13 protein-coding genes and 1 riboswitch are annotated in these 17,174 nt (G+C 35.0%); of the genes, 4 read left to right on the top strand and 9 right to left on the bottom strand.

Annotated elements, in window-relative coordinates; translation table 11 throughout:
- Positions 1–85: 85 nt before the first annotated feature.
- The 6 genes from I6760_RS01000 to I6760_RS00975 all read right to left on the bottom strand — a co-directional run bounded on the left by I6760_RS01000 (position 86) and on the right by I6760_RS00975 (position 9,076).
- Positions 86–3,754, bottom strand: a complete 3,669-nt coding sequence (locus I6760_RS01000) for a dynamin family protein (RefSeq protein WP_196592672.1) — start codon at positions 3,752–3,754, stop codon at positions 86–88.
- Positions 3,755–4,015: 261 nt separating this feature from the next.
- The gene (locus I6760_RS00995) at positions 4,016–4,222 is read right to left on the bottom strand and encodes a hypothetical protein (RefSeq protein WP_196592671.1); all 207 of its coding nucleotides are present in this window, start codon (positions 4,220–4,222) and stop codon (positions 4,016–4,018) included.
- 417 nt (positions 4,223–4,639) lie between these two features.
- Positions 4,640–5,857, bottom strand: coding sequence for an ABC transporter permease (locus I6760_RS00990; RefSeq protein WP_196592670.1), 1,218 nt, complete (start codon positions 5,855–5,857; stop codon positions 4,640–4,642).
- Positions 5,847–6,545 carry an ABC transporter ATP-binding protein gene (locus I6760_RS00985; protein WP_196592669.1) on the bottom strand — a complete coding sequence of 233 codons (699 nt, stop codon included), beginning with the start codon at positions 6,543–6,545 and terminating at the stop codon, positions 5,847–5,849. The genes I6760_RS00990 and I6760_RS00985 overlap by 11 nt, the downstream gene beginning before the upstream one ends.
- A gap of 77 nt (positions 6,546–6,622) precedes the next feature.
- Complete coding sequence (locus tag I6760_RS00980) at positions 6,623–7,753, bottom strand: efflux RND transporter periplasmic adaptor subunit (RefSeq protein WP_196594703.1); 1,131 nt, start codon at positions 7,751–7,753, stop codon at positions 6,623–6,625.
- Positions 7,754–7,789: 36 nt separating this feature from the next.
- On the bottom strand, positions 7,790–9,076 hold the full coding sequence (locus I6760_RS00975; RefSeq protein ID WP_196592668.1) for a TolC family protein: 1,287 nt from the start codon (positions 9,074–9,076) through the stop codon (positions 7,790–7,792).
- Positions 9,077–9,505: 429 nt separating this feature from the next.
- Between I6760_RS00975 and I6760_RS00970 the strand changes: the two genes are divergently transcribed.
- Together I6760_RS00970 and thiT are read left to right on the top strand one after the other, a co-directional pair.
- Positions 9,506–11,467 carry a methyl-accepting chemotaxis protein gene (locus I6760_RS00970; RefSeq protein ID WP_196592667.1) on the top strand — a complete coding sequence of 654 codons (1,962 nt, stop codon included), beginning with the start codon at positions 9,506–9,508 and terminating at the stop codon, positions 11,465–11,467.
- 141 nt (positions 11,468–11,608) lie between these two features.
- Positions 11,609–11,712: riboswitch (TPP riboswitch) on the top strand.
- Positions 11,713–11,765: 53 nt separating this feature from the next.
- Entirely contained in the window at positions 11,766–12,386 is a 621-nt protein-coding gene (gene thiT / locus I6760_RS00965; protein WP_196592666.1) for an energy-coupled thiamine transporter ThiT, read from the top strand.
- Positions 12,387–12,455: 69 nt separating this feature from the next.
- Here the strand turns inward: thiT and I6760_RS00960 are convergent, their stop codons facing one another.
- Positions 12,456–12,929, bottom strand: coding sequence for a DUF4870 family protein (locus tag I6760_RS00960; RefSeq protein ID WP_196592665.1), 474 nt, complete (start codon positions 12,927–12,929; stop codon positions 12,456–12,458).
- Positions 12,930–13,196: 267 nt separating this feature from the next.
- Between I6760_RS00960 and I6760_RS00955 the strand changes: the two genes are divergently transcribed.
- Both I6760_RS00955 and I6760_RS00950 read left to right on the top strand, forming a co-directional pair.
- Entirely contained in the window at positions 13,197–13,928 is a 732-nt protein-coding gene (locus I6760_RS00955) for a gamma-glutamyl-gamma-aminobutyrate hydrolase family protein (protein ID WP_196592664.1), read from the top strand.
- A 5-nt stretch (positions 13,929–13,933) separates the two neighbouring features.
- Positions 13,934–15,247: an APC family permease gene (locus tag I6760_RS00950; protein ID WP_196592663.1), complete on the top strand. Its 1,314-nt coding sequence runs from the start codon at positions 13,934–13,936 to the stop codon at positions 15,245–15,247.
- 99 nt (positions 15,248–15,346) lie between these two features.
- Here the strand turns inward: I6760_RS00950 and I6760_RS00945 are convergent, their stop codons facing one another.
- Together I6760_RS00945 and I6760_RS00940 are read right to left on the bottom strand one after the other, a co-directional pair.
- Positions 15,347–16,594: an aminotransferase class I/II-fold pyridoxal phosphate-dependent enzyme gene (locus I6760_RS00945; RefSeq protein WP_196592662.1), complete on the bottom strand. Its 1,248-nt coding sequence runs from the start codon at positions 16,592–16,594 to the stop codon at positions 15,347–15,349.
- A gap of 25 nt (positions 16,595–16,619) precedes the next feature.
- Positions 16,620–16,934: a DMT family transporter gene (locus I6760_RS00940; RefSeq protein ID WP_196592661.1), complete on the bottom strand. Its 315-nt coding sequence runs from the start codon at positions 16,932–16,934 to the stop codon at positions 16,620–16,622.
- Between the last annotated feature and the right edge of the window lie 240 nt (positions 16,935–17,174).

Raw genomic sequence — 17,174 nt, 5'->3', positions numbered from 1 at the left:
CTGAGAGGCAAAGCTGGGTAACACATATCTATGCTGACCATGTTTATTGCTATTATTAGCAGTATGCATGGTTTTTTTATTTTTATCAGATATTCAGATCGGTGAATTTATGGTGTATTTTTGTTAACTCATCTATAGAAATTTCACCTGTTAAGACAGTTAACAGACTGAGATAGAAGTTTTCTACCTGTTCAGTGGCCGTAGTAGTAAATCTGGTAAATTCATTAGTAATGAGTTCATCATAGAATTTATTCAGACGATTTTGCTGCTGCCCAATATATTCGGCAGCATATAATTTTAATTGTCCATGCAGTGCATTATTCATTAACTGGCTGCCACCTTTTTCAAAAAATGATTTTGGGTTTTTGAAATAGAGCATTGACTGGGAAAATGCTTTATATGGAATATAAGTAAAAGCTGTTTCAAAATCCAGCTGTTTATTGTTTTTTAGAGAAAAAGCAGTAAATGATATTTCAGGATTGACCTTGTTTATTTCAGCAGCAAGTTCTGTCTGTCGATCAGTAAATATTTTTTTTATGAAATTATCAAGGCGAATTGTTGTAGCACGCATTTCCTGGGCAAAATCAAAACCAAGAGATTCCAATAATTCAACTAAAGCAGCCTTCACAGCTTGTTTTAAATCACGACCGTCATCACGCAGGACTGAGGGATTGAATGATTCCCGGAAAAAATTATTGAAGCGTAGAAATACCCGCTGATTCACATAATATAGTAATTCTTCCATTTCCTGGGACAAACGGTTCTTTATGTTCTCTGCAGTCTGGGTATGAATTGTTGCCAGCAGTGTATTTTTTTCTTTTTCCATTAATAATTTTTTTGCCGTTTTTTCAGCTGTATCTTTCTGTGTATTGACAATGAGTTTTTCCAGTAGTCTATTAATACGGACAAGTTCCTTTTCCGATGAAGAAACAGCCATATCAGCAAGATCATGTGTAATAAAATAATAAAAAGCAGTTTCAAATACAGCCATCCCTGAGCAATTATTGTTTGTTCCTGTTTTCTTTTCTCTGAGGGCATTTATACTTGAAACAGGAGATATACAAGGATTTTTTATACCGTGCGATAATAACTGTCGGCGAACATAGTCAATGACAATTGATTCTTCTGTTTCGTTTTCCGCTAAGTCGATAGCATTTATTATAAAAAACATTTTATCTAATTGAAATGTTTCTTTAACACGACCGAGCTGAAGTAAAAATTCTCTGTCAGCTTTAGAAAAAGCATGATTGTAATATGTAATGAATAAAACGGCATCGGAATTCTTAATATACTGAAAAGCCACTCCTGTATGACGGGCATTTATAGAATCAGCTCCAGGAGTATCTACAAGTGTGATACCCTGGCGTGTCAAAGGACAGTCAAAATAGATATCTATGTATTCGACAAAACAAGCCTTTTCTTCCTGTGCTGCATAATCCTGAAAATCGTCAGCAGATGCTGTTAATGCTGAGTTAAGCTTATGGGAAAATATATCATATCCGCAGCTGAAAGCCTGAAGAAATGAATAGTTTGTCTTAGCTTTAACATTACCTTGCAGGATAGTATTGTCAATTGTCTTGATTTTAGTTATAGCATCAGGAAGAGAATCTGCCAGCAGATTGAATGAACTTAAAGCATTATTTATATCCTTTAACAAGAGTTCTTCTGATTTTATCTTGATAATGACACTTTTATGGGGGTGGTTCCTGTCAATGGGTTTTATATTATTTATAGCTGCTGTCATCGGATTAGGTGACACTGGTAAAACGCCAGCTCCGAGTAGTGCGTTGGCAAAAGAAGATTTTCCAGCACTGAAAGCACCAAATAAAGCAACGGTAAAACCCTTGTTTTGCAATCGTTCAGATTTTTTCCGCAGCAGAGCAGCTGTTTTGGTAAAACCGGGCAGATGGTGAATAAGTTCAGCTATTTTCTTCAATTTTTTGGCAGTCAAATCAATTTTATTAATCTTTTTTTGTGAAACTGAAGTAAAAGTATTTGACATTATTGGTATAGGTACAGGCTGGTTTTTAATATCTGCTAGTATTTTTTCAGGAGATTTCTTAACAGATGACCTGATTATTTCAAAATCACATTCTTTTTTATCGAACAAATGAAATTTATCATTAGTAAAGCTATATGATGAAGTAAGAAGTGCAGCAGTTTCTTTTTTATAATTGGAAATAATAGAATCTCGCTGTTGGATATATTCCAGTGAAGAAAGGTATTGTTTCAGTCCTGCTACTTTTTCCTGTGTTTTTTCCTGTGCAGTAAGGATTATTTTATCAGTAGCAGTTAAAATAGCTGTTTTTAACGGAACTATAAGTTTTTTTGCAGTCTGTTTTATTGCTGCAGCTACGTTATCTGTATAAGTTGAAACATAATCATCTGAAACACGCGCACCTGTTTGTACTGCAGTCATAGGAATATCAATAGAAAAATCTAGAGTAAGTGCCTCAATTTGTTTAGTTAAATTTTTGTTAACTATTTTGTTATTTTTTAGATAAGTAAATAAATAGCTGCGTACATGCCATTCTATTTGTTCATTTGCTTTTTTTTTGGCAGCCTGGTAAAAAATATTCAAACGCTGCTCCTGTTCTGCCAGCGTTTTTTTCTTGGTAAAAAACAGACCTACCTTGAATCCTGGTTCACGTGATTTTAAATAAGCCTTAGCTAATTCTCTTATTTCAAAGGGCATTAAATAAGCATTATCCAGAATTTTAGTTATACTATTGTCAAAATCATTTTTTAAAGTTTTTTCCCGCTTAGTTAAGTTGTTTTTTTGCTGCAGCAGTTCCTTATATTTACTTATTAATGATTCCTGCTGTTCAGCTGATAAATCATTTAGTTTATCAGTAAAGGGCTTGAATTTGGAATTAATTTGTCCGATAAATGATGTCAGATGATCCTGTATTATTTTTTCCAAAGATTTTTCTACTGATTGAAGCAAAAGCCTGCTTTTGTCTTTTAAGCGTGTATTAAGAAATATTTTTAATTGAGAAAATTGGTTATATTTATGTTCTGGTATTTTCATAGAAGTATAAAATATTCCGGCAGGTTTAACGCCCCAGGAAGCAAAAGATGCCGCTGTTTCCTGTTGAAACTTATTAAAAGATATTTCCTGCTCAGAATGTTTATCTATCTGGTTAACTATAAGGTAAACTTCCTTGCCTGATTCAATCAGTTCTTTGGTAAATTTAAAATTCAACTCAGATTGCACATGATTGTAATCCATCACATAAAATATTATATCTGCAAGATGAAGTGCTGACCGAGTGGCAAGTCTATGGGCATCATCAGTGGAATCTACACCGGGAGTATCCATTATAACGACATCACCAGGCAGTTTCAAATTATTATGGTTTATTTCTATATAATCTATTTTTTTACTATCTGTGCAGTGCTTTTTTATTAAGTCATAGTCGTAAGGAGCCAGATATAAGCGTGCTCTGCCTTCTTTAAAAAATACTTTGGCAGAATCTTTTCCTGATTTTACCTTTACCAGATTAGCACTTGTAGGAATAGGACTGGAAGGTAAAAGTTCACCGTCAACAAGACAGTTTATCATTTTTGACTTTCCAGCGGAAAAATGGCCGCAAAAAGCAATAGTAAATTCATTAGTAGATAATTTATCAGCTAACTGAATTATTTTTTTTCTGTTTTCGTTATCATTATGTTCAGTAAAATATTCATAAACAGCAGAAAGTTTTCCCTGTAAAGATTGGATGCAGTCCAGTGTATTAGTATTTTGAAACATAAATAAAGTTCACCTCGTACTATATTAGTCCATATTTCAGCTGGACATGGACTATATTCCATTTTATACTATTAAGGTATAAATTGGCAACGATTATATGCATATTAATTAAAATACAAGGTATGGACTGCCTTGGAAAATCTGGAACAACAAGCTGGACATAAAAACTTAGGAGGGATAGCAGGCAGTAAAAAAATACTGTATAAGAGGCTGTTTTGGTAATACAAAACGGCCTCTTATACAGTAGATAAAATTTAAATTTTAATTCCAACAGGTATCATGATCATCACGGTCATGATGCCCATTTCCATAATAGCCGCCGCAGAAATGGGCGCCATTTTCTTCTTGAACACCAACTGCTGCCTTATTTGGTGTGTTATCCGGGAAAGCATTAGCGGCAGCAAAAGCAGTGAGCGAAGCTGCACTTATTGCCAGTACGGCAGCTAATGTAATAAATAATTTCTTCATAGTAAAAATCTCCTCTATAATTTTTTAAATCAACTAACAGGCTAACAGGGAGTAGAAGTTATAGATATGGAAAATATACTCCTTATTATTAATATAATATCAATAAAATATGATAAAAATATGACAAAAAGTCCATAAAGTAAAAAAATTGCAGATATTGAATATATTCTAACCATATAATATTTCTATTTTTGCTCATAATAATAGGGCTATACCTGTTTTATCTTAGTGGTTATAAAATTACAGCCGTTCTCTAGAATAAGTTTCACTTACTAAAAAAATATATATGCATAATAATAACAGACTTATTTTCCACAAACAAGTCTGTTATCTGATTAGTAAAAAAACATATTTCTACATGGTGAAAAATAATGAATGTTTTTAGCCTTATTGCTGCCGGTAAAAAATGTTAGGTAATTATTCATAACGCAAAGCTTCAATAGGATCTAACTTGGCAGCTTTTCTTGCAGGGTAAATACCAAAAAACAAACCAATTCCCACAGAAAATAAAAATGATAATATTATTGGCAGCATAGTAATCACTGTATTAAATCCACCAAACTTAGCAATAGCCAGGGAAATTGTACAACCGAGAACTATACCTATTAAACCGCCAATTACACTTACTACTATGGATTCAATAAGGAATTGCATCATTATATTATGGAAAGTAGCACCAAGTGCTTTTCTTATACCGATTTCCCGCGTGCGCTCTGTAACAGATACCATCATTATATTCATTATTCCAATGCCGCCGACTATCAATGAAATAGCAGCTATACTGCCTAATAGAAGTGTTATCATAGTGGTCGTTTTAGTCATTGTTTCCATTATGCTGGTCAAATTTCTTACTTGAAAATCATCATTGTCAGGGTTAGTTATCCTGTGCCTTTGACGCAGCAAAACCTCTATCTCATTTTGTACCTGGTCAATTTTATCTGCTGATGAAACCTGTATATTTATAGTACGGATACTTTTTAGTGCCATTAATCTTTCCATGGCAGTGGTAATAGGGATAAGAACACAGTCATCCTGATCCTGCCCCATTGAGGATTGCCCTTTGCTTGTCAAAACACCGATGATTTTATAAGGATCGTTATGAATTCGTATATTTTTCCCCACAGGATTATCACTGCCAAAAAGATTAGCTGCAACAGTTGCACCAATAACTGCCACACGTGAACGGGTATTCATATCGTTATTGCTGATAAAAGAACCACTGGCAACAGTGAGAGAGCGGATAGACATGTATTCTGGGGTTATTCCGTAGACAGTAGTATTCCAGTTTTGTCTGCCATAAACTATTTGATATGAATTTTGTACAGTGGGTGCCACATAGTCGATATTTTTAATTTTTTTTCTTATGGCATTAGAATCGTCAAGCTTTAAATTCTCCCCACTGCCGGCAGCCTGACGTACACCATTGACTCTGGGAGCACCGGCCTGAACTATTATCATATTACTGCCGAGGCTGGCTATTGAATCCTGTACATTTTTTCTTACGCCCATTCCTATTGATACCATGGCTATTACAGCAGCTACACCGATAATTATTCCCAGCATAGTAAGAATAGAGCGGAGTTTGTTAGAAAATAAAGCAGTCAGGGCGATAGTAATGCTTTCCTTAAACAACATCCATTATTTCCCCCCTACCAGCATCACGAGTTATTTTGCCATCACGGACTAATAGTTGTCTTGATGCACAAGCTGCAATTTCCGGTTCATGCGTTACAAGAATAATAGTTTTTCCCTGTTCATGCAAATTAATGAATATATTCATTATTTCCTTAGTTGACTTTGTGTCAAGATTTCCTGTAGGTTCATCGGCCATTATGATACTTGGGTCATTGACTAATGCTCTGGCAATGGCAACTCGTTGTTTTTGTCCGCCTGATAATTCGTTAGGCTGATGATCTGCACGGGTATCAAGACCAACTGCTTTTAAAAAGTGAAAGGCCTTTTCCTTTCTTTCCTTATAGTTGATTCCAGCGTAAATAAGTGGCAGAGCAACATTGTCTAAAGCACTTATCCGTGATAGTAAATTAAAATTTTGAAAAACAAAACCAATTTTTTTATTTCTGGTTTTTGCTAATTCATCATCACTTAAATGAGCAACTTCCTTACCATCAAGTTTATATGAACCAACAGTAGGTTTGTCAAGACAGCCAAGAATATTCATAAGTGTTGACTTACCAGAACCAGAAGGACCCATTAACGCGGTAAAATCACCTTCATCTATATGGAGATCAATGCCATTTAGTGCAGCAACTTCCTGTGTACCTATTTGATAAATTTTTTTTATTCCTTTAAGATAAATACTCATAATGTACCTACTTTCATTAGGGAATTCTATATAATCACACAATACTATTATATACAAATGGGATACTGGATACAATTTTAGAAAGGCGGTGGACCTCCGGTATTTTTATTAGAGGAAGTTGTAGATGAAGCCTTGGCTGTGTAAGCTGTGGAAATTTTTTCTCCAGCATTGACGCCACTGGTAATTTCCACATAATCATCACTATATATCCCTGTTTTAACAGGACGATTTTCTGTTTTACCGTTATTGTTAATAACAATAACATAGGAACCGTTAGTATTAGTATGCAAGGCTGAAAGGGGTACAGCTAGAACATTGGTTTTGTTTGCAGTATTTATTTCGACACGAGCAGTCATACCGGGTTTCAACAGGCTCGAAGTATCATCTATATTAATTGTTACATAGTAATATATCACTGAAGATGAAGAGGAAGATGATGAAGATGACGAGGATGATGAAGATGAGTCACTTGATGATGTATCCCAGCTGTTATTGACATCCGTTTGGGAAATTTTTGTTACTTTTCCTGTGAATTTTTTATTTGTATAAGCATCAACAGTAAAAACAGCTGTTTGACCTATTTTTATGTTACCAATATCAGTTTCATCGACCTTGGTTAGAATTTGTTTTTGAGCTAGATCAGCTATGCGCATTATAACAGTGGGATTACTTGTTCCTTGTACGGCCATAGTACCAGATGTTTTAGGTTCACCAACTACTATTCCGTTTATAGGGGAAGTGATAACAGTTTCATCTAAATCAGATTTAGTAACTTCTAGATCACTTTTTGCTGTTTCATAGTTATATTCGGCATCTTCTAAATCTTCCTTTGATTTTGCTCCTATAGAATATAAATATTTCATGCGGTTATATTTTGATAAAGTATTGTCTACTGTTTCCTGTGCTTTAATATTTTCATTTTTTAAATCCTTGCCATCAAGAATGGCAACTGTTTGTCCGGCTTTTACCTGCTGGTTTTCTTTTACGAGAACACTTTTTATGCGTGCGGTTATTTTTGAGCTTACTTCGACAGCTTCTACTGGTTTTATAGTACCTGTAGCTGATACCGTAGATTTTAGGTTCATTGGTTTTATAATATATACATTTTGCGTTAAATCAGAAGGTTTTGTTTTATGGGTTTGCCAGTATTTATAGCTGATAAAACTGACAGCTAATAATAAGGCTACTATTATAGCAATACTTTTCATAGATATATGTTTTATAGATATATGTTTCATTTATTGTTAAATATCCTCCTTATTCATACCCATACTGTTTTGGAGTTCAGTTTTATAGCGGGCATAATCATATTGGGCACTTATGTGATTCAGTCTTGCCGTTGACAAAGCGAGCTGGGCATCGATTATATCCAGGATAATACCAGCACCAACTTTATATTTTTCCTGGGCGATAAATAGATCTTCTTCTGCCTGGGCAATAGTAGTCTGAGTGGATTTGAATCTTTTTTCTGCCTCACGCATATTAAAGTATGCTTGGCGTACTTCTAAATCTATAGAGTCATTTTTTTGCTGGAGTGTAAGCTGTGCTTGTTCTAATTCTGCTTCGGAAGCCTTTATATTAGCTTTAGTTAGTCCATTGTCAAAAACATTCCAGTCAGCTGAAATTCCTACTGTATAATCGTGGTCGTTTTCACTAGGCATGACTTGTTTACTCCAGCCCGTGCTTACAGAAGCACTTACTGTAGGTTTATAATCTGCCTTGGACAGATCTATATTCTTTTGGGCGATAAGGTAATCTATTTTTGCTTCCTTCAGATCATTTCGATGGATAGTAGCATATTCCAGGCAGTATGGCAGAGCTTTATTGAAAACTGTATATTTAAAATCATCGGTGAGTAAGAGTGGTTCGTCACGATTCATTTTTATAATATTTTTTAATGTTATTATATCAATATTATAAGTGTTTTTTGCTTTTATCAAGGTCTGAGTGGCATTAGATAAAGCCACTTGGGAACGAAGTAGATCGGATTTGGGAACACTGCCGGCACTATATAATTGATTTACATTATTTAAATGTTTCTGGTAATTATCAACAGATTCCTTATCTACATCAACAGTTTTTTGTGCTTCTAAAACATCATAATAAGCCTTGATAGTATCATTTTTTATATTTTCAGCAGTGCGTATAGTATTTAGTTTGCTTTGATGTAAAGCTTGTTCTTTAATGTTTGTATTGATTTTATCTTTTCCGGCAGAATACAAAGGATAATTAGCTGATAAACTGGTGGTATTATCTCTTTCAAATTCTTTTTGTATACCATCCGTAATACCGTCAGATATGGAAAAATTACTTCCCAAAGATATAGTTACCCCGTATTGTGATTTGGTTCCTGATAATTCAGCAAGAGCCTGGTCTTCTTTTCTGGCAGCTATTTTTATATCGAGATTATTTTGCAAAGCCATTTTAACGGCTTCCTGTATGGAAAGACTTTGACAGTAGCCGGAAGGACTATAAAAAAATACTGTGGCAAACAAAAGAAGTGGTAAAATAAGCAAATGATTCTGTTTCATGGCAAGTGTCCTTTCTTTTTATGAGATTAAAATGATGAAATAATTTTAGTAGTTTATATTAATTAGCACAATACAAGCAAATATTATGTAATAGCAGAGAATTTAAATAGCTTTATATTAGTATCATATAAAGTTATGGCAAAACTATGACAAAATTATAATAAAATGTTTTTGTTGTAGTTTATATAAATGAAGACAATTATTTATAAGCTTTTATGAAATATTAATTATTAATAATAAGTTAAAGATGCATGAAATGATTTTACTAATACTTGCCTATGCAAAAGAAAACTAGTAATATATATATTGGCATTATTAGAGAAAATATTATTAAGGAGGTTTATAGCTTTATAAATATTCATGTTATATTAAATTAGACTCTATTTATTTTAATATAACATGAATAAATATATATAAGGAGTAGATTATATGAAAGATAGCTTAAAGAGAAAGTTAGTTGCTTTAATGGTACTATTTGCATGTATCCCGTTAATTGTTCTTTCAGTTATTAACAGCGTTACGACAATGAATAATATGAAACAAAATGTATTACAGTCAGATTCCCAGCTTAATAAGGAAGTAGCAGTGGAAATACAGCGAATTCTTAATACGAATAAAGGTATTAATGAAAGTATCGCTGCTATGCCAGCAGTGGAATCGATGAATGCAGACAATATGCAGCAGGCACTTATAAATATTAAAAATAAAAATCCGCAGATAGAACTTATTGCGGTACTTGATACTGCTGGAGAGCAAATTGCCCGTTCCAGTGGTAAAATTGCAAATCGTGCAGATCGTCCTTATTTTAAAAAAGCGATGGCAGGAAATACATTTATTACACCGGCGTATATCTCTGCCTCAACGAAAGCCCTTTGCGTTACGATATCTACACCGGTGAAAAACGCTAGTGGTAATATTGTAGGAGTAGTGGCATCGGATATTTCACTTAAAACGCTGTGGGAAATAGCGGATAATATTCATTTTGGGACTTCTGGTTATGTAGATATTGTAGATGAAAATGGGAATGTACTCGCTCATCCCGATAAAAGTGCCATAGAAAAGAAAATGAATTTGTCAGGCCTCAGTTATGTAGCTTCTGTTATGAAAGGACAGGCTGGTAATATAACCGATGTATCATCGAATAAACAGAAAAGTATAATCACCTATATACCGGTAAAAGGCTACAATTGGGGAGTAATTACCTATCAGCCAATGTCCGATCTTTATCATACCCTTTTTTATAATATAGGAATTACACTTATGCTGATATTGATTTTTGCCCTTATCAGTGTTTTTATTGCTTTTAAAGTAGCGGCGGGTATTATTAATCCATTGAAAAAATTAATGACAGCTGCGCAGAAGATAGCTGCCGGTGATCTGCGGCAGAAAATTGAGATGGAAGGTGCCGTGGAACTTCAGGAGCTGGGCAGTCATTTCAATACCATGACTTCAAGTTTGAAAAAAGTAATTACAGAAACAGCTACAGCGAGTGAAACTGTTTCTGCAGCATCCGAAGAACTTTCCTCATCTATTGATTCAGTAGGGGACTTGACTAAAAATATTCAGGATACAGTAAAAAACACAGTAAAAAATACCAAAGAAAAAATGTCCCTGTCAGAACATTCTATAAATATGGTTGCTAATATGGTAGAGCATGTAGAAAAGACAGCCCAGTTTGCTGATACAATAGCGAAGTCTGTCCAAAATAGTAAAACTATTATTGATAATGGCTCTAAGCAATCAGATGATGTAGTACGTAAGATCACTGACATAAAATTAGATGTGGATAAAACTACTGATGTAATATCTGTATTGGGAGAAAAATCACAGCAGATAGGGCAAATTGTCGATACAATAACTGGAATAGCTGGACAAACTAATTTGCTGGCACTGAACGCAGCTATTGAGGCAGCCCGGGCAGGTGAACATGGGAAGGGATTCTCGGTAGTTGCCGAGGAAGTTTCTAAACTGGCATCCCAGTCGGAAGAAGCGGCTAAAGAAATAGCCAGTATAGTAAATGAAGTAAAAGCTGATACTACAAAAGCTATTGATACCATGGAAAAAAACCGTCATACAGTACAAACCGGAGTGGAATCAGTACAGAAGACAGTGGCAGTATTTAAGCAGATATATGATGTCATCGAAGAATTAAACAAGCAGCTGCAAAAAATATTGACAATATCAAAGAAACAAAAAGCTAACAGTTGCGAAGTTAATTCTTCTATACAGGAATTGAGTGTATTTCTTAAGGATAATATGACCAGTGTTGAGCATATAGCTTCCTCGGGAGCCTCACAGGCTAATTCCATGCAGGAAATAAAGACAGCAGCTAATTCATTGGCTCAGATGGCTGTGCAATTAAGTGAGATAATAAATAAATTTTCTATATAAAAAACGAAGAATAATACCAGGATAGTAATATATTCAGCAGCAAAACAATAAATTGCAAAAATCTGTCAGCTATAAAAGAAATTATGCCAGCTAATGATTATATGTACTTGACAGCATGGATGTATTTATCTAAAATAAAATTGTTAATATTAGGGGTGCCGTTATGGCTGAGAATGAAATGGATTTTCATAACCCTTTGACCTGATCTGGATAATGCCAGCGAAGGGAAACGATAAAAAACACCGTTTTCCCTATAAATAATAGGAAGACGGTGTTTTTCTTGAAATGGGGATAAAAAATGATAACAATTTTTTCTAAGCATGTAATGTCTGTTTTAGCTTCACCGATAAGTATTTTTGCCTTGATAGGATTATTTTTATTAATTGCGGCATTTATTTATATAAAGAAAATAAAAATTAATACGCGGATGGTTATAAATATTTCATTAATGGTGGCATTGACAGTGATACTGCATATATTCCGCCTTTATCATATGCCGCAGGGAGGCAGTATTACTCTGGGCGGTATGGTGCCGCTTTTATTTATTGCTTTTCGTTACGGACCAGCTGTGGGATATCTGGCGGGATTTACATATGGACTTATTAATCTTATCCAGGATCCGTTTATTCTTCACCCTGTGCAGGTATTATTCGATTATCCTCTGCCATATATGGCAATTGGTTTGGCCGGTTATTTTAAAGACAGGATATATCTGGGAACATTTGTTGGTATATTGGGAAGATTTAGCTGTCATTTTATATCAGGGGTTGTATTTTTTGGCAGTTATGCACCGGCGGGAATGTCACCATATTGGTATTCGATAGTCTTTAATGCCAGTTATCTCGTGCCGGAGCTTATTATATGTTTGATTGTTCTGCGGCTGTTGCCGACACAGCGCCTATTGCAAATGATGAAATAAAAAATAGTATTCTCATAAATTTATTTTTGTCCCTTTACAAAATATGTTAAGCAATAAATTTTAGGTGGATTAAAAGAATGTATAATCCATAGGTTTGTTTTCATTAAGGGATAATATACCCTTGATGTTTCTGTATAATAGCCAAATACCATCAAGTATTAAAATGAACAAACCTATTATGAAAAACGAGGTAATAGCTCCAACAACTCCGAGAAGCAGTCCAATCCAAAAGGTCTTTATCTGCCAGGCAAAATGGCTTTCAAGCCAGGTCCCTGACATATCATCTCTTTTAATATAATTTATAATAATGGCAGCAAAAGGCGTGATAAAGAAGAAAACTCCCAGCAGATGAAGAACATAAACTAACAAAGTCAGATTTTTATCTGATGAATTACGTACTGGTATATAACTATCAGACGAATCACTATAGGAATTTTCTTTAAGATCATTGGATAATTCCGTTTTAGTGATTTTTTCGCCACATTTTGTACAAAAACAAGCATCATCGTTTAATGGCGCACCACATTTTGGACAGTAAATCATTTTATCATCCTTTCAAATACACTATTTCATAACAATAATAAATAAAATAAATAACCTTGTCAATGAAAAGTTATAGTTTTTAATATGATGTGTTGCCGTAAAAATATAAAATGTCTATAATTTTTTCTTTTCTTTGTAAATTAAATATTATATAATAAATATAAATTAGAAATAGCTTTAGCTATAAGCATTATAAATTATTACCATTATAATAATGATTGATAACGCTGAAGACGTCAGAAAAAATTATAGAAAAAGAGGCAGAATATGAGAAAACCAATAATAGGTATTTCCGGTAGTATTTTAGCTGATGATAGTGGAGTATTCCGCGGCTATCCCCGTGCTTATGTAAATTCGGATTATGTTCGTTCCGTAGAGGATGCAGGAGGGGTGCCTGTAATTATTCCTTTTGAAGCAGATGAAGCTAACATTAAAGCAACAATAGAGCTTTGCGATGGACTTATATTGAGTGGTGGACAGGATGTTTCTCCATTGAATTATGGCGAGGAACCTTTGCAGGGAATAGGTGATGTTTTTCCGGAACGTGATAAATTCGATTTTTCCCTAATAAGGGCAGCAATGGATAGACTGCTGCCTGTTTTAGCCATTTGCCGGGGGCATCAGATAATTAATGTTTATAACGGCGGAACATTATACCAGGATTTGTCTTATGATAAGAACTGCACGATTAAACATTTGCAAAACCAAAGACCTGAGCTGGGTACGCATACAATTATTTTAGAAAAAAACAGCCGCCTGGCTGATATTATCGGAAAGACTGAAATTATAACAAATTCATTTCATCATCAGACAATAAAAACAGCAGGAAGCGGATTGGAAATTACCGGACGAGCTAAAGACGGTACTATTGAAGCATTTGAACACAATAATTATCCGTGGCTTATCAGTATACAGTTCCATCCAGAAATGATGTCGGCAGTAAATGAAGACATGAAAAAAATATTTGTGGCTTTGATAACAGCTGCGAAAAAGAGGTGATTATTATGGACAATGGGCAAAAAAGTAAATTTGGGTTCTGGAGCATAGTACTCTTAGGAATAAACAGTATTATCGGTACAGGTATTTTCCTTTTGCCTAACAAAGCTTACGCGTTAGTAGGTTCAGCAAGTATCGGTGTCATTATTTTAGATGCTGTACTTGCGGGAAGTATAGCACTTTGTTTTGCTGAGGCTGCTGGTTTTTTTACACGTAATGGCGGACCATATCTTTATGCCAAGTATTCTTTGGGAAATTTTCTTGGTTTTGAAGTAGGCGTATTAAAATGGGCTGTAGTTATAATTGCCTGGGCAACAATGGCCGTGGGTTTTGCCACTGCTTTGGGAGCCGCTGTACCGGCACTTGCCAGTGAGTATATGCGGGAGATCATAGCCACTATCGTAATCGTAGTTTTTACCATTGTAAATATTGCTGGTGTACAGGCAACTAAGATGCTCAATAACCTGATTACTATATCCAAACTTATTCCTCTATTGGTTTTTATAGCTATTGGCATATTTTTTATTAATGGCGGTCATTTTGTACCGGTATTTCCCCATGGTGTCTATCAGGCTGGTTCGTTCAGCCATGCAGCTGTCCTAATGTTTTTTGCCTATACCGGATTTGAAGCAATTGCCATTGCGGCAGAAGATATGGAAAATCCGAAAAAGAATTTACCGCGGGCAATTATTACCGTAATGATCATAGTATCATTGATGTACATTTTAATACTTGGTGTTTGCATTGGCATTCTGGGGACAGATCTGGCAGGAGAAAAAGCACCTATTCAGGCTGCTTTTGGCTATATTCTTGGGCCGGCAGGAGCATTGTTTGTTCTTGCGGGAACACTGCTTTCCATGGGGGGGATTAATATGGCAGAATCTATCCTAGGTCCCCGTGTATGCACTGCTTTGGCAGAAGATGGAATGCTGCCGGGATTTCTGGCAAAACGTACTGCATGGAATACCCCGTATATGGCATCTATTGTGACTGCGCTGCTTAGTATAGCCGTTGCCTGGAGCGGCAGCTTTACCTTTTTAGCAGCTATAAGTGCAGTTTCACGGTTTACCCAGTATTTGCCGACCTGTATAGCAGTCATAATATTTCGCAGAAAATGGGCAGACAAACATCGTCCCTATAAAATTCCCTTTGGTTTGACTATTCCGATTATAGCTGTATTCATCAGCTTATGGATGTTGGCGCAGGCCAGACAGGAACAGCTTATCTGGGGTTTTGGCGGTTTTATAATAGCAATACCGTTTTACTTTCTATATTTATATAAAAAGAAAAATGGTAAAATAAAAACAAATAATGAATTATAAATAAGATTAGTCTAATTAAAACTATTATTTATATTGAAATTTTTTGCATATCCGGCGGCATTACTTTCTGAAACAGAAATAATGCCGCCGGATATTTTGTTAAAAATTATATTTTTTCTGTAATCGTTCAAGTACATGAATAAATGAATCTATCTGCGCTGGAGTATGGTGGGCATTGAGCATAATGCGTATTAGTGCATGATCAGGTTTAACAGCTGGATAGCGGAACATAGGAACTATCATTTTTTCCTGTAAAAATTCCTTATAAACATTTACGGCCTTTTCATCCTGACCGATAATTATTGATATGATATAAGAAGAGTCAGGATTTAGGAGAAAATTCTTGTCCAATAATCTTTTTCGTAAAGTTAGTGAACGATTAAGATATTCATCCATGATTTTTGGCTGCTTTGTCAGTTTTTCCATTATGTAAGTTATTGTGCTGGCTGTAGGAGGCTGTATAGCCGCAGTAAAAAGCGATGTTCCTGAAAGAACTTCAAAAGCATGGATGAATTTTTCCGGACCGGATATGGCACCGCCTTCCATACCGACAGCCTTAGAAAAGGAAACCATATTAAAAGTAGCCCGGCCAATTTGAGAAAATTCTTCTGAAAATAAACGCTGTTTCGAACCATAAATCAAAAATCCGTTGGCATCATCAACATAAGTCAGGGTATTATAGGCTTCACAGATGTCAAAAATCTTTTTCATTGGGGCGATAGAACCATCGGCTGAATATACACTTTCAAAAACAACAATAATTTTTTTGTGTACAGGAGATAGTCTTTGCAGTAATTTTTTTAGATCGGCTGTATCGTTATGGCGAAAGGCAAAAAGCTGACTGCCAAATTTAAGATGGGAAGCTGCTTTCCATAGACTCCAATGACAGTCGCGGTCAAAAACAAAGACAGCATCATCATTATTGATATTACAGGTCGGGCTGAAGTGGAACTTACATGACATAGCATTGATAAAACCAATATTAGCCAATAAACCGCTGGCAAAAGATATAGCACGTTCCTTTCCGGTAATTTGGCAGAGCTTTGCTTCCATTTCCTTGTGGGCTTTGCATATGCCCTGTGTTACCCGCGAACCACCTGTAGTTAAACCATAAATATCAGCTGCCCGGTGAAAATGATCCATCACATCGGAGGTTTGATGCAGGTCAAGTATGTTGATACTGGCAAAATTAATATACTCCTCATCATCATATGTAATTGTTGGGCCAACAGGTCTGGTTGTTGTTAGTACATCGTGGAAAAATCCTTCCGATATTGCTGCATTAGTAAAATTATTAAATCCCCATAAATTCAAGTTATTCTTTTGTTCAGTAAGAGCATTTCCCATATAAATACCATCTCCAAATAATAAATTAAAAATTAATTTTTAAACCGATAACTCCCAAAATAATTAATAAAATACAAAAAAAACGGCCTGTTTCCCGGGGTTCCCCGAGGAAGGCCATGCCTATAAGAGCTGTTCCCGCGGCACCGATACCTGTCCAGACAGCATAAGCTGTACCTATGGGAATCGTTTTTATAGATATATCAAGCAGATATATACTGCCGAGCATAGCAGCACCAGTGATTAAAGAAGGCCATAGACAAGTAAAACCTTCTGTATATTTCAGTGCAACTGCCCATGTGATTTCCAAAAAACCAGCGGCTATTAAATATATCCATTCCAATTTTGCTCACCTGCTTTATAAAATTTACCTTATCCTATCTATTTTATTTTCCTAATATGAAATTAATATGAAAATTGGCTGTAAAATAAAAAATATATATAAATTCTTATTGTACTGGCAAAAGTATATAGGTATCTGTTGCGGACAACGGATACCCAAACTGCGTTTATATTCCTGATAAAATATATTCCATAATATAAAATTAAATTTGTTTCGCCAAAAAAGATTTAACTTGCCCGT

It is taken from the genome of Pectinatus sottacetonis, assembly GCF_015732155.1.
Lineage (GTDB): Bacteria > Bacillota > Negativicutes > Selenomonadales > Selenomonadaceae > Pectinatus > Pectinatus sottacetonis.
The sequence above is the reverse complement of the archived record's forward strand: the minus strand, read 5'-3'. Positions and strand labels throughout refer to the sequence as shown.